The following is an 18,319-nucleotide window of genomic DNA, read 5'->3' as shown; positions in this document are numbered from 1 at the left end:
CGGCCTTGGCAGCCGCTTGTTATAGGGGTGGCCCGGGCCGGCCGGGGGAGACCGGCCCGAGTCTTTTCAGTGGCTTAGCTGCCGGTTTCGACAACCAGGTCACCGAAATAGGGGAAGTTCAGCGCGTTCACGATTTCTGCCGCGTTCATGCCGGACTTTGCGCCCCAAGCAAGGTTCTGCCAGTGCAGCGGGATAAACGCCGCTTCGTCGTACAGGATGCCTTCCAGCTTCTGCAGCAGTTCCGCACGCTTGTCCGGATCGGTTTCCGCGTTGGCCTGGTTCATCAGCTTGTCGGCTTCTTCGTTGCAGTAGTTGCCGGAGTTGTACTGGCCATTGCCGGTTGCTTCATCCGGGCAGGCGGACAGGAACTGATGGAAGTTGGCAGAGTCTTCGGTATCCGCGTGCCAGCCGATCATCATCATGTCTGCTGCGCGCTCGTCGAACGCCGGCCAGTACTGCGCCTTGGGCATGGTCTGCAGGTCAACCTTGATGTTGATCTGTGCCAGCATCGAAGCCACCGCCTGAGCGATCTTGTCGTCGTTCACATAGCGGTTGTTCGGCGCCATCATGGTGATCGAGAAACCATCGGCATAGCCTGCCTCAGCCATCAGCGCCTTGGCTTTCTCCAGGTCGAAACGCGGTGCCAGCGCCTCGTCATAACCCAGGTAACCCGCCGGGCTGGCCTGTGCGCCCACGGTGCCGAAGCCGCGCATGATGCGGTCAACGATGCCTGCGTTGTTCACGGCGTAGTCGATCGCCTTGCGGACGCGGGCATCCTTGAAGGCTTCGACGCGGTTCTGGTTCATCTGGAAGGTGATGATGCGGGTGCCGGGCATGGTGATCAGGTCAACGCCCTCAGCCTCTTCCACGCGCTTCAGATCGGTCGGCGGAACCGGCGCGATGAAGTCCACGTCGCCGGACAGCAGCGCTGCCACGCGGGTCGGGTCTTCCTTGATCGGGGTCAGCACGATCTTGTCGACGTTGCCGCCGGTTTCGGTGTCCCAGTAATCGGCATAGCGGTCGAACACGACGCGCACGCCCTGCTCGCGCTCAGAGACGATGAAGGGGCCGGTGCCGGAAACGTTGCGGGACGCAAAGCTGTCGCCGTGCTTGACCACTTCGGCCTTGTCCTTGCCGTCAGCAGTAGTGCCGGAATAAAAGGCGCTGTCCATCGGGAAGATGTAAGTCGCGGTGTGCAGGACCAGCGGATAGGGCTCCGAGGTCTTGAGGTCGAAGGTCATGTCGTCAACGACTTCGACATCGGTGAACGGGGCGAAGATGCCCTTGAAATCGTCGCTCTGCTTCAGGCGGTCAAAGGTCCAGTCGACGTCCTTGGCAGTCAGCGGGTTGCCGCTGTGGAAGGTGACGCCGCTGCGCAGCTTGAAGCGCATGGTTGTGCCGTCGATCTGCTCCCAGCTTTCGGCCAGGCGCGGTTCGAACTGCAGGTCCTGGGTCCAGCGCACCAGCGGGTCAAAGACCATGTGCGACAGCTGCAGCGTGCCGCCGGACAGCTGCTCGTGCGGATCGAGCGAGACCGGGTCAGCGTCATAGGCAACGCGCACGGTGGTTTCGGCATAGGCAACCGGTGCCATTGCCACCACCGCAGCAGCCGCCAGGCTTCTGACAAATTTCGTCATTAGGCATACTCCCCTGTGATTATGCCGCAAACGCTAGCCTGCGGCGCGGGAACTGTGAAATGCCGATATCGCATAGGGTATGCAGGACTCACATCGGCGCTATGCGCACAGGGAATAGCGGCGCCTTTGCAAAGGGTTACATGTTACGCGCCAGCCGCCAAACAGCGCGTTTTCCTAAGCTTTCCTGCACTGGGGCACGCCTTTGGCACGGTCAAAGCCGCGGCGGGACAGGGAACGGCAGTGCATGTGAGGGTCTGCCGTTCCTTCTGTCAGCGTCAGCCGGGGCCTGCCGGGAACGCAGCGCAAAGCTCAGCCGCATGCGCCTTGCAGCGCGCGACCGCAGCGCCAGTTTCCCCGGCTGCCTCCGCGTCCACCAGGTCCGCGATCATGCCTCCCAGCGCTTCGAAATCCGCTTCCTTCATGCCGCGGGTGGTGGCGGCGCCGGCGCCCAGCCGCAGGCCAACCCATTCCGGCGGCCGCGGGCTGTCGTTTGGAATGGCATTCTTGTTGGCGGTGATGCCGGCCCGCTCCAGAACCGCCTCCGCCCGCTTGCCGGTAATCCCCTTGGGGCTGAGGTCCACCAGAACCAGATGGGTATCAGTCCCGCCGGAGACGATGCGCAGCCTGCGTTTCTGCAGGGCCGCAGCCAGAACCGCCGCGTTGGCCTTCACCTGCGCGGCATAGGTCTTGAACTCACCCGTCAGCGCCTCTCCCAGGCAGACCGCCTTAGCCGCCAGCACCTGGCTGTGGATTGAGCCCTGAACACCGGGGAACACCGCCGATTGCAGCTTTTGGAACCAGTCCTGGTTGTTGGTCAGGATCAGCCCGCCGCGCGGGCCGCGCAGGGTCTTGGTGGTGGTGCAAGTGACGATATCCGCATGGGGAAAGGGCGACGGATGCTCACCCGCGGCCACCAGCCCCGCGATATGCGCCATATCGACGTGCAGCCAGGCGCCGGCTTTTCTGGCGATTGCCCCCATGCGCTCGAAGTCGATTTCCCGCGGATAGGCCGAACCGCCCGCGATGATCAGCCGCGGGCGGAGCGCTTCGGCCTGTTCCTCCAGCGCGTCATAATCAATAACCTCTCTCTCCGCATCGACACCATAGTGATGCGGCTCGAACCAGCGGCCCGACAGGTTCGCCCGCAGCCCGTGGCTCAGATGGCCGCCCGCCGCCAGGTCCAGCGACAGCACCTTGTCGCCCGGTTTCAGCAGCAGGAAGAACACCGCCAGATTGGCCTGGCTGCCGGAATGCGGCTGCACATTGGCATAGCCGCAGCCGAACAGCTGTTTAGCCCGCTCGATGGCGGCCTCCTCCACCACATCGACAAACCGGCCGCCCCCGTGAAAGCGGTTGCCGGGATAGCCTTCCAGCGTTTTGTTGGTCATCTCGTGGCCCAGCGCATCCAGCACCGCCCGGCTGACGATGTTCTCCGACGCGATCAGCTCGATCTGGTCCTGCTGGCGCGCCTTTTCGCCAGCCAGCGCTTTGGCCACCAGCGGGTCGGCTGCGGTGACGGTTCGGGTGAAATGCTGCAGCATCGGGGCTCCTCCGCATCTGCTGTTCAACTGGTTCCAGAATGCGGGGCCGGGCCTGTTCACAGCAAATCAGTATTGCTATTATTTTCGCGTAGAAAAACTAAGGCTCAACCGTATGGCCATTGCCCCGCTCCGCCCCAAAGGCCCGCACCTGAATGCGCTGCGCGCGTTTGAGGCCGCTGCCCGCCTGGGCAGCTTCACCGCCGCCGCCGAAGAGCTGTCGGTGACGCCCGGCGCAGTCACCCAGCACATCAAGTCGCTGGAGGACTGGGCCGGGGCGCCGCTGTTCCGCCGCCACGCCCGCGGCGTGGCGCTGACACCGCTGGCAGAGGAGCTGTCGCCGGGTTTCACCCGGGCCTTCGATCAGCTTGGCCTGGCGGTGCAGGCGCTGCGGACCAAGGCGGCTCCGGGCAAGGTCAAGGTTGCCGCCCTGCCCTCGATCGCCCAGCTCTGGCTGCCGCCGCGGCTGGGCCGGCTGCGCAAGGCAGCGCCGGAAATCTCGGTCTCGGTGGTGGCGATGGAGGCCCCGCCGAACCTGGCGCGCGAGCCATTTGATCTGACCCTCTTCTACAAATCCGGCGCGCTGGATGACGGGGAAACCGAAGTCAGCAAGGACCGGATCTTCCCGGTCTGCGCGCCGGAGATTGCTGCCCGGCTCACATCGCTTTCCGATCTGAACGATGAGACGCTTCTGCATGACGGCGCCTGGGCAGATGACTGGGACATGTGGCTGAACGCCCAGCCCGGCACCGGTTCAATCGGCCGGGCCGGCATCGTGCACTCCCTGTTTTCGGTCGCGCTCGAAGAAGCCCGCCACGGCGGCGGCGTGCTGATCGCCCACGAGGCGCTGGTGGCGCCGCTTCTTGCCAGCGGCGAGCTGGTGCGCCCGTTTCCCGCCGCCCTCGAACTGGAGGCAAGGATCGTTGCCCGGTTCACCCCTGCGTTCACCCGCTCCCCAGCGTACGAGCCGCTCCGCCAGACGCTGTTTCCCGGCCCCCTCTGACCGGTGGCGGTTCTCACCTGCGGCGCTCCGCCCGCCCGGCTCTTACAATGCCGCAATACGCGCCCAGGCCCGGTCGGTGAACTCTTCCTTCTGCGGTTCCAGCATGTTCTCCCCCAGAAACCAATAGAAGTACTTCTCGTACGGAAAATCCCCAAGCTGCTGCGGCGCGGTGCGGACACAGTGCTGCAGCTGTTCAGCCGTGCGGGCCGCCAATGCGGCGTGGTGATAATCAATCCGGGCGCAGGTCACGGCCGGTTTCTTGTGCATCAGCGCTTCGAACCCGACGGCCGAATTCTGCGAAACGATCACGTCCGACGCTTCGATCAGGTCGTGAACATTTGCCTGTGTCACCGCCACGTTGGGCAGTTGCGCGCACAGCCGCAGCACCTTGTCCTTGGTTTCATCCGCCTGCGCCGGGTGCAGTTTGACATAAACCAGCCCCTCCACCGCCAGCGACGTGTTTTCGATCATTTCCAGCGTGGTCAGATAATGGACAGGAGTCTTGAAGTTGTCGATCTCCTGCAGAAACACAGCCGCCGCGGCGGGCTCCGCCGGGATGGCGCCGCGCTCCGGTTGCGCAAGTTTGGAGACATTCGCGCGCTTCATATGCCCGCTCACGCCATTAAAGAAATACGCGGCCTTGGCCGCGTCCACCGCCGAGGGATCAAATTCGGCATCAACCAGCGAGGACGACCAGTAATACCCTTTGGGATCAAGATACCAGAACCCCCACAAATAGCTGGTGTGCGCGTGCAGGATATTGGGCCCCTGCGCCTTGCGCAGCCCCACGGTGATGTGTTTGTGCCCGGTGGCCAGGGCCAGCCGCGACGTGATGCTCTCAGCGGGGACCAGCAGCGGCTTGTGGCCATGCGCCGCCGCGCTGGCAGCGATCTTCTCGAAGAAGTCGATCTGCCCCGAGCGGATCTTGCTATACCAGTCTTTGGTGGCATGCACGACAAGCGGGGTTTTGCCGGTCAGCAATTGGCCCGACATGTTCAGCTTTCGAAAACTGCCCTTTTCTGCCGGTCCTGACGTCTTCACCATACCTGTTCCGATCGGTCTGCCCCAGTGCGTTTCCAGAAACCACAGCGAGGCGCCTGCGGCAAGCGCCGGGCGCGCCGGCAAGGCAAACCGCTTCGCCGCGGAAGCATTCACCTCCGGCCCGAGCTCACCCGGCATCAAACGCAAGCGCAGAGGGCCCCGGCCGCCGCCTCCAGGCCCCGGCGATCATCACCGCCGCCGCCATCTGCGCTGCGGCAAAAATGGCCAAGGCGGGCAGAAGGCCCAGCAGATCGGCCAACGCACCGCTTGCGATCACCGGCAGGGAAAACCCGCAATAGGCATAGACGAACAAACCCGCGGTGGCGCGGGCACGGTCGTCCGGTGCCCGCACCGAGACCTCAGCCAGGGACGCAAGATATGTGAACCCGTAGCTCGCCGCGCTGGTGATGCAGGTTCCTGCCAACACCAAGGGCAGCGCCTGCAGCCAGACGCCCCCCAAAAGCACAAGGAAACCAAGCGGAACCAGAACAAATCCAGCGGCAAGCGCCTGTCGGTTGGTCAGCCGCCGGGCAATGGGCTGGCACAGAAAGCCCGCAAAGATCGCCAGAAAGATCACTAGCCCGGTCCAGCCTCCAAGGCCATGCGCCGCCAGTTGCAAGGGCACCACCGCAATGGTCATGCCGGTGGCGGACCACGCCAGCGCCATCGCCGCACCGTACACCCAGGTGCCGGAGGGAAACACAGGCAAGCGCAGCAGGGAAACCGGCTGCGGCCGGCCGGTCCGGGGCAGTGCAAAGACCAGTGCCGCCAGCACCGGCGCGGCGGCGAGCAGGGCAGCATAGCTGGCCGGAACCAAGGTTGACCCTTGGACCGCCAAGCTGACACCAGTGGCAAGAGCGCCGCCGCCAAACCCCAGCGAGGTCGCAGACGTGACAGTCAGAGCCGCCGTCCGCGCACGGTTATCGCCCAGAATCTCTGTCATCCACGCTGTCCCGGCGGTTGTTGCAAGGGCTGTCCCGGCGCCAAGCAGAAACCGCGCGGCCACCAGGCTGGACCAGCCCGGAGCGACGACCAGCAGCGCGGTGGCCGCACAGCCGAGAACCAGCGCCAGCGCCACCGGAATGCGGCGCCCGATCCGGTCCGACAGCCCGCCAAGCAGAAGCAAGGCCGGCATCAGCCCCGCCGCATAGGCCGCAAAGGCCACTGTCACGGCCGTTGCACCAAGGTTGCTGCCAGCCGCATAGGCCTCATAAAGCGGCGCCTGAAGGTTGACGGCAAAGGTGACCGTGAACAGGCACAGGGCCAGCAGCGGCGCGAAAAGGAAACGGGGCATGGCACGGGCCTCAAGGTTGACTTCAGACCGGGATGCCACGAGGTTCAACCCATGACAATTTTTCTATTGTACTAATGACAGCGGGTCCATGAGCAAAGCCAGATACACACAGCTTGCCGACCTGCTGTCCAAGGCGATCCGCGAGGGCAAGCTGGCACCGGGCTCCAGGCTGCCGACGCACCGGGCCTTTGCCGAGGCATCCGGCGTCGCGCTTGCCACCGCGACCCGCGTCTACAAGGAGCTTGAACACCGGGGGCTGGTCACCGGCGAAGCAGGCCGCGGGACATTCGTGCGGGACCCTGGCTTGCCCATGACGCTTGGCGTTCACCAGTCCGCGGCTGAAGGTGTCACCGACCTTGTGTTCAATATGCCCGGCGAGGCTGCTGACGCCGCCATGCTGCGCGCCGGGCTGCGGCGGCTGGCAGCAGCCGGCGACCTGGAGGCGATGCTGCGCTATCAGCCCCACGGCGGGCGGATGCACGAACGCCGGATCATTGCAGGGCATCTCTCCCCGCTTCATGGCCCAATCAGCCCGGAGCAGCTGCTGGTCACGTCAGGCAGCCAGCACGGCTTGGCCGCCACCTGCCTTGGGCTGTTCAATCACGGCGATGCCATTGCTGCTGACACCCTCACCTACCCCGGGTTCAAATCCGCCGCGGCCCTGCGCGGGCTTGAGCTGGTGCCGGTCAGCGCGCCGCAGGGCATCATGGACCCGGAGGACCTGGACCGGCAATGCCGCCAGCGCAAGATCCGGGCGGTCTACCTGATGCCGACGGTCCACAGCCCGCTTGGGGCGGTCATGGATGAGCCCGCGCGCCGCCGTCTGATTACCGTTGCCGAGCGCCACAGCCTGCTCATCATCGAAGATGCCGCCTATGCGTTTCTGGAGCCCGACCCGCCGCCCAGCTTTCTGGCGCTGGCGCCGGACAGGACCGTGTACACCGGCGGCTTTTCCAAGAACCTCGCGACCGGGCTGCGGCTGGGATATCTGATCGCGCCGCCGCCGCAAACCGCACCGCTGCTTGAGGTGATACGCGCCACGACTTGGAACGCCCCGGCGCTGATTTCCGCGCTGGTCACCGGCTGGATCGAAGACGGAACGCTAAGCCGGTCTGAGGAAAACCGCCGGCGCGACGGGGCAGAGCGCCAGGCCATTTGCCGAAGCGTCTTTGCGGACCTCCCCATCATTTCGCACCCCAACGCAGGCTTTGCCTGGCTGCCGCTCGGCAAGGGTGTCCGCGCCCAGCCTGTCGTGACGCGGCTGAAGCAGCAGGCAATCTCTGTGTCCGGCGCCGAACCCTTTGCAACCACCGCAGCCGCGCCGCAGGCGCTGCGGCTGGCCTTTGGCGGCGTGCCGAAGGCTGAACTGGAAGGTATCCTGCAAACCGTGCGGGAGGTGGTGCTCAGCCAGGGCCGGTCCGTTTGAGGGCTGCTGCGGCCTCCCTGCTTGCCCAAGGCCCGTGCGCCCATTGCGCACCTGCCCTGCGAACGGCGCCAAACCGAAAAACTTGCTTTGCAAGGCCCGCAGTGGCAGCATGAATCTGGAACGCGCTTGGGCAGCGAAACCGGAATCGTACGTCGCTTGAGACGGCCGCGCCTCTTCCAGTCTTCAGGTTAACGATATCGGGCGCAGCCCTGGCGGCGCCGGGAGTGCATGGTTATGACCCCATTTTCACGAGTCTACTACTTCGGCGACAGTCTGACTGACGAAGGCAATGCAGTGGACCTTCTGGCCTCGGTGATCGAGCCGGTCATCCTGGCTGATCTGATCCTTGATTCCGGCGGCATACCGTCGTCCGGTGAATTGGACGCCCTGCGTGCCCAAGCCAAGATCGAGGCCCGGCAGACCGTGATCAGCAGCTTTTCCGAAATCGGTCCCGAAGGCGCGGTGACCAATGCGATGACCCATGCCAGCTATGCCGCAGCCCTGGGCGGGTTTGAGGTTGTGAACTACGCCGTCGCAACCGCAACGGCGCTGGGGGACGGGTTTCTGGAGGACATGATCGACCTCGAAGCGCAGATTTCGGATATCACAGAAGATGCCGCTGGCGGCGTGCCAGCGGATTCGGCCGCGTTCCTGCTGATCGGGGGCAACGACTTCATCGGCCTGCTGGACACTGTCCAGGACCAGCAGGTTGCCACCCAGGCCGGGTTCCTGGCGCTGGCAACGCCGGTGATGGAGGGGCTGATCGCGCAGGTAACCGCCGCCGCCGGCACTCTCGCCGCCGCCGGGGTCGGCACTGTTTTTCTGGCAACCCAGCCGCGGGCAGGCTTTTACCCGGAATTCGACACGCTCTCCCCGTTGCATACCGGCTTTGCCGACCTTCTCATCGACGCCTTCAACGGCATGATCTCCGCCGGCATCTCTGATCTGCGCAGCGCCGGGACCGATGCCCGGGCGGTTGACCTCTTTGCGGTCTCGGAGGCACTCACTGAGGATCCGGCAGGCTTCGGGATCCTTGCAGAGCGGACGGATTACCTGATCGACGGCAGCAGCTTCGACAGCGACCAGGTTCTGGCCTGGGACGCAATCCACCCGGCCGAGACCCCGCATCAGCTCTGGGGTGCCTACAGTGAGTTCGTCATGGGCGGCGGCAGGACAGCGCTGCTGGACAGCAGCGCAACAGATCAGGGCTGGGGCAGCAAGGCCAATGCGATCTTCGCGCTCGGCGGCGACGACACTATACGGGCCGGCGCGGGCAACGATGCCGTGTTCGGGGGCACCGGACACGATGAGATACAGGGCGGCAGCGGCGGCGACGTTCTCCTGGGGGGCAGCGGCAATGACACCGTGAACGGCCGCCGGGACAATGACATCATCAGCGGCGGCGATGGCAATGACACCCTGCGCGGCGGCGCGGGCGACGATGTGATTGCGGACGGGCGCGGTAACGATTTGGCCCTTGGCGGCCGGGGCGACGACACCTTCATTTTCACCGCGGCCGCGCTGGCCGGCGGCGGCGGCGCTTCGGGCGGCACATTCCGGGGCGGAGCGGGCTCGGACACGCTCTACCTCGTGCTGGAGGGCGCGGATTATGCAGCCTTCAGTGCTGGTGATGCGGGCGGTGTGCTGAACAGCCTCGGCCTTACCGTTTTCGGCATCGAGGTCATCCGCGCCATCGACGGCCGCGGCAATATCGCCGCAGAGCTTGACGGCTTCGGCTGGTTCCAGGCCGCCGACAGCTGGGGCGCTGTCTCCGCCCCGCAATCAGGCGACGCCTTGCTGGTATGACCGCGTGCCAATGCCGGGCAGGTGAAAGCGGCAGCGGAAGGCCGGCACCGGTCTTCAGCGAGAGATTGAACCGGTTTGGCGAGGCTGAGACATGATGGCGGCAACCGGCGGGCAAAACATCCTGCGCACCGGGCCGCCTCGGCCGCCTAGGCATCGCCCGCGCCTTGGCTGTGAGATTAAAGTCTGTCCTGGGCCGCGCACAGTGCGGGTTCAAGACTGGCGCGGCTGGCATCCTCCCGTTTCATGGACCCGCCTGCCCTCCCGCAGGCACCAGGGCTTGCGAAACGGCAATCAGCACGGATTCGCCTCTGGCGGACCAGAAAGCGCTGGCGGAAATTCTAGTGAGACAGAAACGGTCTGCCGCAAGCGGTGGGCCTATTCATCATCCGGCGGGAGAGAAAGTGGCGGACCGAGGAGGATTCGAACCCCCGACCCCTTGATTCGTAGTCAAGTACTCTATCCAGCTGAGCTATCGGTCCACTGCGGCGGGGTTTAATCGTAGCACCGCAGAGTCGCAACCCCAAAAACAAAAATAGTTTCATCCGCCTGTCACATTTCCGCCAGGCCCGCCAGCGCCTCAGATCGTGCCATCGCCCTTGGGCAGGCAGATCTCAAAGACCGTGCCGCCGGGTCCGGTTTCCTTGAGCTTCACCGAACCGCCGTGGCCGCGGGCCAGCTCGCCGGCAATCGTCAGGCCCAGCCCGGTGCCGCCCTTGCGGGCGCCGCCCTGGAAGGGGGTGAACAGATTGTCCTGCGCCTTTTTCGGCAGCCCGGGACCGGTATCCGCCACTGTAATATACCAGGCATCCTCGGTTTCCCGGGCAGCCACCGACACTGTGCCGGCCTGTCCGGTGGCCGTAATCGCCTGGCGGGCGTTGCGCACCAGGTTCATGATGATGCGGAACAGCTGCTCCGGATCGGCCCGCAGCATCATCGGCGCGGGCACGGTGTTGACGATCTCAACCTTGGAGCTGCCGGCGGCCAGCAGCTCGCTTTCGGCGATGTCGCCGACAATTTCATGCAGGCAGACCACCGCAAAGGTGGGCGACGGCTCTTCTGCCCGGCCAAAGGCCAGCGTGCCCTCGCACAGGGAGACCGCGCGGGTGATCGAGTTCACCAGCTTCGGCGCCAGGCGGCGCACCAGCGGGTCTTCGCTGCGCTCGATGCGGTCGGTGAACAGCTGCGCCGAGGTCAGAATATTGCGCAGGTCATGGCTCACCTTGGCCACCGCGCCGCCCAGCTGCGCCAGACGCTCGCGCTGTTTCAGCGCATGGGTCAGCTCGGTCTGCAGCTGCATCAGCGCCTCTTCCGCCTCGCGCAGCTCCACCACGCTGGAACTGGGATGAATGATGCCGCGCACATCCTCCGGCGCCGCCGCATAACGCTGCATATGGCCAACCACGCTTTTGATCGGCTTCACCAGAACGATCCGCACCGCGACAAACAGCAACAGTGCAGTGAAAATGGAGATCACCGCCGACAGGATCAGAATCCGCACCCCGTAATCCACCATTGCGCGGCGCAAATGGGCGGTTTCCATGGTGACCTCGATCAGCAGCCCGGCATCGCGCACCGGCGCGCCGATCACCCGGATGATTTCATTCCCGGGTGTGGCCAGCCGCAGCATCGCGTCCCTGATCAGCGTCACCGCCCCGGCCATGCGCAGATCATAGGTGCCGGTGATCTGCTGCGGAATGGGCGAGGCCAGCATCAGCTGGCGGATTTCGTCCCGGCGCAGCACGACATTGTAGACGCCCGCGTTTTCCAGCAGTTCCGCTTCCAGCTCGGTCTCCAGCATGTCGTCGGCCAGCAGTGCCAATGAGGCGATCTGCGCCCGCTCCAGCCGGTCCGACAGGTAATCCATGCGGAACCGGGCGATCGACGGCACAAAGATCAGCACTTCGGCCAGCATCACGAAAACCGTGGTCAGGACCAGAAATCTGCCCGATAGCGTGTTGAGCATCCCGCCGCCCTTACCTCATGGAACCCAGCGCTGAACCAGGCGCACCGCGCGTTTCACCAGACTGCTTTCAAAAAGCCGCGGAGAAAAATACGCGCCCGCCGCCCGTTTGTTGATCTCGCCAAAGGAGGGGTACGGCGCGACCATGGCTGCAATCTGGCTCATTTTCAGGCGGTTGGCCAGTGCCAGGGACCACAGGCTGATCAGCTCTCCGGCCTGATGCCCCGCGATGGTGGCCCCCACGGGGCGCCCGCCGGAGACCATCACTTTGATAAACCCTTTGGTCTTGCGTTCGGCGATGGCGCGGTCGTTGTGTTCATACTCAAAACGCACCACCTCCAGCTTCACGCCATAGCGGTCGCGCGCCTGCGTCTCGGTCAGGCCAACCTGCGCCAGTTCCGGGTCGGTGTAGGTCGCCCAGGGGATATGGCTGGTCTTGACCTTGGACGGCAGCCCGAACAGGGCGGAGCGGATGATGACGCTGGCGTGGTAGCCCGCCACATGGGTGAACTGCATCCCGCCGGCCACGTCGCCAATGGCATAGACGCGTCTGTTGGTGGTCAGCAGGCTCTCATCCACCTTGATGCCGTTGCCCCGGGTCTCGATCCCGGCGGCCTCCAGATTCAGCCGGTCGGTGTTGGCCTTGCGCCCCACCGCCATCAGCAGATGGGTGCCGTGGAATGTGCTGCCGTCCTTGGTCTCGACCTCAATCGCGCCAGCCTGCCCGCCGACGCGGGACACCATGGCGCCTTCGGCAATTTCCACGCCTTCGCTGCGCAGGGCCTCCAGCACCAGCGCTGCGGCCTCCGGGTCATCCTTGCCCAGCGCCTTCTGGCCTTCGATCACGGTGACCTTGCAGCCCAGCCGCACATGCGCCTGCGCCATTTCCATGCCGATCGGGCCGCCGCCGATGATCAGCAGATGCGCGGGCTTTTCCCGCAGATCGAACAGGGTCTCGTTGGTCTCAAACGGCACCTTGTCCAGCCCCGGAACGGGCGGCACCAGCGGCGAGGAACCGGTGGCAATCACGATCCGGCGCGCGGTTATGCGGTGCGGCCCGGCCTCCACCTCGGTTTCAGAGGTAAAGTGGCCGAACTCCCGGATCACCCGCACACCCAGGCCCTCGAACCGCTCCTGGCTGTCCACCGGCGCAATGGTTCCGATCACCTGGTGCACATGATCCTTCGCCGCGGCATAGTCCGGCTGCGGGCGCTGATCCGCCACGCCGAACGCCGCGGTATGCGCCTGACCATAGGCGGCCTTGGCGCTGGCCAGCAGCGCCTTGGAGGGCACGCAGCCGTAATTCAGGCAATCGCCGCCCATCCTGTGGCCTTCCAGCAGCACCACATCGGCGCCCATCTGGCTGGCCCCTGCGGCCACCGACAAGCCGCCCGATCCGGCGCCGATGACCAGAAGATCGCATTCAATACGGTTCATGTTCAGCTGTCCTTGTTCTTGCGGCCGCGGATATTGCCGCGCACGGCCTTGACCAGGATCGGCATTGCCGCCAGCACGCACAAGCCCAGGATCGGCCCGATCACGTGCGGCTCCCACAGCAGGCTCAGGTCCGGATCCTCGCCGCGGTCGAACACCGCCCCCACCCCGACCCCGATCCAGGTAAAGACGATGGCGCCCGGGATGATGCCCGCCGCGGTGGTCCACAGGAAGTTGCGGAACTTCACCCCCACCAGCGCCGGCAGCAGGTTGGCCACAAAAAACGGCACCGCCGGCACCAGCCGCAACAGCAGCAGAACCTCAATCTCATTTTCCCGCAGCGCCTGCTTCAGCATCTGCACCCGGCCCTCGGCCGCTTCGATCTTGGCCGTCAGCATCGCCCCGAGCCCCATGCGCGCGGCCAGAAAGATGCCCGCCGCGCCGATGGTGGCAGAGATCACGTTGAACACCGTGCCCGAAGCCAGCCCGAACAGAAAGCCGCCGGTCACCGAGGCCACCGCCGCACCGGGCAGCGAAAACACCACGATGACAATATAAAGCCCCATGAACAGCGCCACCAGACCCAGGTAATTCTGATCCCGGAACGCCATCAGCGCCTCGCGGTTGTCGCGCAGCGTGTCAAACGTCAGATAATCCTTCAGCGCCACCGCCCCGATCAGCGCCACAGCCGCCACCGCAATCAGCGGCAGGTGGCGGGCCAGGCCGGGCTTTGATCCAGCTTGCGGGTCGGAATTCGGGGTCTCGGTCATATCGCTCATCGGTCCGTGGCTGCTGCAGGGTTTGTTGCTACGTGTTAAATGGCCCCGGCGCGAGGCCAAGCAGCCCCGCTTCACAGGTGCTTGAACACAGATCCGGATTTCGTGAGCTTTGTGGCAGAATCACCGGCCCCATGTTACAGCCGCTGCGTCCGGACCGGCCGTTGCGGGGCAGTTTTTAGCAGAAATGTTGCACATTGCCCGGAAAAGGCGGCCTGCAGGGTTTGACTTGGCCGTCATTCCCTCCTAAAGACCGGGCTTCGAGATAGACCCCGGGCGGGCGATTCCGCGCACCCGACGAAAAAATGTGGAGACCGGAGCGATGAAACGCACCTATCAGCCTTCGAACCTGGTTCGCAAACGCCGCCACGGCTTCCGTGCGCGCATGGCCACCAAGGCAGGCCGCAAGATCCTGAACGCACGCCGCGCCCGCGGCCGTAAAGAACTGAGCGCATAAGCTCAGTTCCCGTTCTGACGGACATGACACCGCCGGAGGCCCCCAAGGACGGCAACGCTGCCCGTGGGGACGCGCCTCCGGCGGTGTCCGTTTGCGCATCGGATGCACCCAAGCTTGAGGTCATGGCCAAACGCCGTGATTTCCTCGCCTGCGCCCGCCCCCCTGCCCGCAAGCAGGGCACCAAGGCCATGATGGTGCAGGGCCGGAACCGCCAGGATGATGGCGGCATCCGCATGGGCTTCACCTGCTCCAAGAAAGTCGGCAATGCGGTCGCCCGCAACCGCGCCAAGCGCAGATTGCGCGAGGCCGCGCGGATGATTCTGCCCGCACACGGCCGTCCCGGCTGGGATTACGTGCTCATCGGCCGCGCCGCAGAGACCGCCCAGCGCCCGTTCGAGGAGCTGAAGCGCGACCTGATCTATGCGCTGAAGAAAATTCACGGCCAGTAGCGCACGCAGGCCCCTCGCCTTACTGAGCCATTCTTGTCCGGCCAACAGGCCGGACAGCGCCCGGCCCTCCCTGCGGGAGGGCGCTGTCTTCATTGCCATACCGCGTGGCTGCCCCTATCTATCCGCCATGACCCCTCTGGCCCATATCCTTGCACTCCCCGTGCGCGCTTACCGGCTGCTGTTCAGCCCCTGGGTCGGCTTCAATTGCCGGTACCAGCCCACCTGCTCGGCCTACGCGCTGGAATCGCTGGAGAAACACGGCGCCATCAAGGGCGCCTGGCTCACCATCCGCCGCATCGGCCGCTGCCATCCATTCGGCGGCGACGGCTATGACCCGGTGCCGGATAGAAAAGACTAAGCTCACGTCCTCCGGTTCAGCCCGCGCGCGATGGTGTCGATGATCATCCACATCAGGATGATGAACGGCAGGAACGCCATCATCGGATCGCCCGCCGCCTTCCCGGCCTTGGCCGCCTTCAGCAGCGTACCCACACCCTTGGGCGGCTGGCTGATATAGCTTTCCAGCTCGCGTGAAGCCTTGACCAGGATGCCGTAATCCTTGTCCGGCTTCTTCTGCATCAGCTTCAGCGCCCCGGCGAGCCGCCCCAGCACGTTGTTCAGCTCATTCACCACGCTGTCCAGCCAGGTCACCCCGTCCTGCACATCCATAGGCAGCTCGCCAAAGAACGGCGCGTTCTGCAGCTTGGTAACCTGCGACTGCTTCTTCATGAAGGCCGTGACTTTCTGCGCCGCGGCCTTGCCCTTGGCGGGCGTCATCGCACCCTTCTCGAACTGCTTGACCACGCCGCGCAGCTCTTTCTCCAGCCCCTTCAGGCCGGTCTCCGCCTCGCCCACGGCCTTGCGGACAATCCGCGCCTCCTTGCTGTCTTCGCTCATCAAATGCCCTCACTGATCAAATCGCCTTACCGCGCCAGCTTAGCGCGCGTTGCCGCCGCCCCCTAGCGTTGCACACCTTTTTTCCTTGGCAAAACGCCCGTCCTCGGCTAGGGCGCGCCCATGCTTGATGATGACCTGGACGAAATCCATCCGCTGTTTGCCGGCGCCCCCGCGACCACTGAGTTCAAGAAGCTCAGGAAGCGCATTGTGCGCCATGCGCGTGAAGCGATCGACCAATACGGCATGGTCGAGCGCCGCGAGGACTGCAGCACACCCAAGTGGCTGGTCTGCCTGTCGGGCGGCAAGGACAGCTATACCCTGCTGGCAGTTCTCTATGAGCTGAAATGGCGCGGCCTCTTGCCCGTTGATCTGCTGGCCTGCAACCTGGACCAGGGCCAGCCGGGCTTTCCGGCCACGGTGCTGCCGGAGTTTCTGGAAAAGATGGGCGTGCCGCACCGGATCGAATACCAGGACACCTATTCCATCGTCGTCGACAAGGTGCCGCAGGGGCGGACCTATTGCGCGCTGTGCTCGCGCCTGCGCCGCGGCAACCTCTACCGCATCGCTCGCGAAGAAGGCTGCTCAGCAGTGGTGCTGGGCCATCACCGCGACGACATCCTGGAAACCTTCTTCATGAACCTGTTCCACGGCGGCCGCCTCGCGACCATGCCGCCCAAGCTGGTCAACGAGGAAGGCGACCTGTTCGTGTTCCGCCCGCTCGCCCATGTGGCCGAGGCCGACTGCGAGAAATTCGCGCGCTCCATGAATTACCCGATCATCCCCTGCGACCTCTGCGGCAGCCAGGACGGGCTTCAGCGCCAGCAGGTCAAGCAGATCCTGGACCAGTGGGAATCAAACTCGCCCGGACGCCGCCAGGTGATGTTCCGGGCGCTGATGAACGCGCGGCCCTCGCATCTTCTGGACCCGAAATTGTTCGACTTTGCCGGTCTGGAGCTGAAGAATTCCGACGCTGAGCCGGAAAATACTGCAATTCCTATGCTGCGTTAACTCCCGGGTTAGAACAGCGCCTTAGTCTCGTGCCGGAACGACTGGCAGCAGACAAAGGGTCTGAGAATGACAAACACGGGTTCAGGTCTCCTGGCACGGCTCCGGCAAACCCTTGCCCCCGCACTTTTCGGGCCGCCCGTGCTCGCGTTCCTGCCCGCGCTGACGCTGGCCACCTACTGGCTCGGCGGCGAGGCGGCGCTGCTGTCGGTGGCGCTTGGCCTGCCGGTGCTGATCGCCGCAACCGGCGGGTTCAGCAAACTGGGCGGCCGCGGCCGCCCCCGCGACAGCATCACCGGCATGATCCTGCGCGACGGGTTTGAGGAGGAGACGGCACGGATCTACGGCGAATGCGCCGACTCCGACCTGCGGTCGGCCGTCTTCATCGTCGACCTGGACGACTTCAAGGAGCTTGCCGACCGGCACGGCCAGGAAGCCGGCGACCGGATCATGCAGCATTGCGGCGCGCAGATCGCCTCCGCCCTGCGCCAGAACGATGTCGTGGCCCGGCTCGGCGACAGCCGGTTTGCCATCTGTCTGGCCCCTACCCTGCAGCTGGACCTGGAACTGTGCATCCAGCTGGCGGGCCGGATTCAATCCGCCGCTGAGGAACCGGTGCCGCTGGACGGCACCACGATCTACATGACCTCCTCCATCGGCTTCTGCCAGCGCAACCGGGCGCCGGGAAAAACCAGCGCCGAATGGACCGCGGCCGCCATTGCCGCCCTGGCCGAGGCGCAAAGCAACGGCCCCGGCGGAATCCGCGCCTATTCGGCGGATATGTCGGGCCGCGGCAACTCCCGCTCCAACCTGCGCGACGAAGCCGCAGCGGCGCTGGAATCCGGCCAGATCCAGGCCTGGTTCCAGCCGCAAATCTGCACCGACACCGGCCGGGTTTCGGGCTTCGAGGCACTGGCGCGCTGGTCGCATCCGGTGCAGGGGCTGATCCCGCCCTCCACCTTCCTGCCTGCGCTGGAAGAGGCCGGTCTGATGGACCGGCTCAGCCAGGTGATGCTTTACAACGCCCTTGTGGCGGTCAAGGCCTGGGACGCGGCCGGCGTGAGCGTGCCCCGCGTCGGCGTGAATTTCGCCACCCAGGAGCTGCGCAACCCCGGGCTGGCCGGGCGCATCAAATGGGAACTGGAGCGGTTTGAGCTGCCCGCTGACCGCCTCTGTGTCGAGATCCTGGAAACCGTGATGACCGATCAGCCCGATGATGTGGTCACCCGCAACATCCTCGCGCTCAGCGAACTGGGCTGCCACATCGACCTCGATGACTTCGGCACCGGCCATGCCTCGATCGCCGCGGTGCGCCGCTTCAACATCTCCCGCATCAAGATCGACCGTTCCTTTGTGATGAAGGCGGATCAGGACCCGGAACAGCAGAAACTGATCTCCGCTATCCTGACCATGGCAGAGCGGCTGGACCTCGAAACCCTGGCCGAAGGGGTGGAAACCGCGGGCGAGCACGCGCTGCTGGCGCAGCTGGGCTGCGGCCACGTGCAGGGCTTCGGCATCGGCCGCCCGATGCCGTTTGAGCAGACGCTGGACTGGATCGCCGCCCATGAGGCGAAACTGCAGAACACGCCTGTGATT

At 65.0% G+C, this 18,319-nt stretch carries 16 protein-coding genes and 1 tRNA gene; 8 read left to right on the top strand and 9 right to left on the bottom strand.

The window, feature by feature from the left end:
- Window positions 1–74: 74 nt before the first annotated feature.
- Window positions 75–1,637 carry an ABC transporter substrate-binding protein gene (locus ACTRWG_RS06155; RefSeq protein WP_027235485.1) on the bottom strand — a complete coding sequence of 521 codons (1,563 nt, stop codon included), beginning with the start codon at window positions 1,635–1,637 and terminating at the stop codon, window positions 75–77.
- A gap of 275 nt (window positions 1,638–1,912) precedes the next feature.
- The gene (glyA, locus tag ACTRWG_RS06150; protein WP_462829112.1) at window positions 1,913–3,178 is read right to left on the bottom strand and encodes a serine hydroxymethyltransferase; all 1,266 of its coding nucleotides are present in this window, start codon (window positions 3,176–3,178) and stop codon (window positions 1,913–1,915) included.
- Between the two features lie 112 nt (window positions 3,179–3,290).
- Here glyA and ACTRWG_RS06145 point away from each other — a divergent pair, with 112 nt between their 5' ends.
- A complete protein-coding gene (locus ACTRWG_RS06145) occupies window positions 3,291–4,178 on the top strand; it encodes a LysR substrate-binding domain-containing protein (protein WP_051357773.1) in 888 nt (295 codons plus the stop codon).
- 42 nt (window positions 4,179–4,220) lie between these two features.
- On the opposite strand, the gene ACTRWG_RS06140 is transcribed toward ACTRWG_RS06145, so the two are convergent.
- Together ACTRWG_RS06140 and ACTRWG_RS06135 are read right to left on the bottom strand one after the other, a co-directional pair.
- Window positions 4,221–5,222, bottom strand: a complete 1,002-nt coding sequence (locus tag ACTRWG_RS06140; RefSeq protein ID WP_462829111.1) for a capsular polysaccharide export protein, LipB/KpsS family — start codon at window positions 5,220–5,222, stop codon at window positions 4,221–4,223.
- 124 nt (window positions 5,223–5,346) lie between these two features.
- Window positions 5,347–6,513, bottom strand: coding sequence for an MFS transporter (locus tag ACTRWG_RS06135; protein ID WP_260029378.1), 1,167 nt, complete (start codon window positions 6,511–6,513; stop codon window positions 5,347–5,349).
- A gap of 88 nt (window positions 6,514–6,601) precedes the next feature.
- Here ACTRWG_RS06135 and ACTRWG_RS06130 point away from each other — a divergent pair, with 88 nt between their 5' ends.
- A complete protein-coding gene (locus ACTRWG_RS06130) occupies window positions 6,602–7,939 on the top strand; it encodes an aminotransferase-like domain-containing protein (protein ID WP_462829110.1) in 1,338 nt (445 codons plus the stop codon).
- Between the two features lie 234 nt (window positions 7,940–8,173).
- On the top strand, window positions 8,174–9,745 hold the full coding sequence (locus ACTRWG_RS06125) for an SGNH/GDSL hydrolase family protein (RefSeq protein ID WP_462829109.1): 1,572 nt from the start codon (window positions 8,174–8,176) through the stop codon (window positions 9,743–9,745).
- A gap of 402 nt (window positions 9,746–10,147) precedes the next feature.
- Here ACTRWG_RS06125 and ACTRWG_RS06120 read toward each other — a convergent pair.
- From ACTRWG_RS06120 to ACTRWG_RS06105, 4 genes are all read right to left on the bottom strand, one after another.
- Window positions 10,148–10,224 (bottom strand) — tRNA-Arg (locus ACTRWG_RS06120).
- Between the two features lie 98 nt (window positions 10,225–10,322).
- Entirely contained in the window at window positions 10,323–11,708 is a 1,386-nt protein-coding gene (locus tag ACTRWG_RS06115) for a sensor histidine kinase (protein WP_027235490.1), read from the bottom strand.
- 15 nt (window positions 11,709–11,723) lie between these two features.
- Window positions 11,724–13,142 carry a dihydrolipoyl dehydrogenase family protein gene (locus ACTRWG_RS06110; RefSeq protein WP_462829108.1) on the bottom strand — a complete coding sequence of 473 codons (1,419 nt, stop codon included), beginning with the start codon at window positions 13,140–13,142 and terminating at the stop codon, window positions 11,724–11,726.
- A 2-nt stretch (window positions 13,143–13,144) separates the two neighbouring features.
- Window positions 13,145–13,918 (bottom strand): TVP38/TMEM64 family protein, encoded by a 774-nt coding sequence (locus tag ACTRWG_RS06105; protein WP_462829107.1) that lies wholly within the window; start codon window positions 13,916–13,918, stop codon window positions 13,145–13,147.
- A gap of 319 nt (window positions 13,919–14,237) precedes the next feature.
- On the opposite strand from ACTRWG_RS06105, the gene rpmH reads away from it, so the two are divergent.
- The 3 genes from rpmH (at window position 14,238) to yidD (ending at window position 15,179) form a co-directional block, all read left to right on the top strand.
- A complete protein-coding gene (gene rpmH, locus ACTRWG_RS06100; RefSeq protein ID WP_008554144.1) occupies window positions 14,238–14,372 on the top strand; it encodes a 50S ribosomal protein L34 in 135 nt (44 codons plus the stop codon).
- 23 nt (window positions 14,373–14,395) lie between these two features.
- On the top strand, window positions 14,396–14,821 hold the full coding sequence (rnpA, locus tag ACTRWG_RS06095) for a ribonuclease P protein component (RefSeq protein WP_462829106.1): 426 nt from the start codon (window positions 14,396–14,398) through the stop codon (window positions 14,819–14,821).
- 127 nt (window positions 14,822–14,948) lie between these two features.
- Window positions 14,949–15,179, top strand: a complete 231-nt coding sequence (gene yidD, locus ACTRWG_RS06090; protein WP_259971580.1) for a membrane protein insertion efficiency factor YidD — start codon at window positions 14,949–14,951, stop codon at window positions 15,177–15,179.
- Window positions 15,180–15,181: 2 nt separating this feature from the next.
- On the opposite strand, the gene ACTRWG_RS06085 is transcribed toward yidD, so the two are convergent.
- The gene (locus tag ACTRWG_RS06085) at window positions 15,182–15,718 is read right to left on the bottom strand and encodes a hypothetical protein (RefSeq protein WP_027235495.1); all 537 of its coding nucleotides are present in this window, start codon (window positions 15,716–15,718) and stop codon (window positions 15,182–15,184) included.
- A 120-nt stretch (window positions 15,719–15,838) separates the two neighbouring features.
- Between ACTRWG_RS06085 and ttcA the strand changes: the two genes are divergently transcribed.
- Both ttcA and ACTRWG_RS06075 read left to right on the top strand, forming a co-directional pair.
- Window positions 15,839–16,726, top strand: coding sequence for a tRNA 2-thiocytidine(32) synthetase TtcA (ttcA, locus tag ACTRWG_RS06080; protein WP_259971578.1), 888 nt, complete (start codon window positions 15,839–15,841; stop codon window positions 16,724–16,726).
- A 66-nt stretch (window positions 16,727–16,792) separates the two neighbouring features.
- Window positions 16,793–18,319: putative bifunctional diguanylate cyclase/phosphodiesterase (locus ACTRWG_RS06075; RefSeq protein ID WP_462829105.1), on the top strand; the 1,527-nt coding region annotated here is incomplete at its 3' end.

It is taken from the genome of Leisingera sp. G5_S3_59_S7 (genome assembly GCF_054968485.1).
The sequence above is the reverse complement of the archived record's forward strand: the minus strand, read 5'-3'. Positions and strand labels throughout refer to the sequence as shown.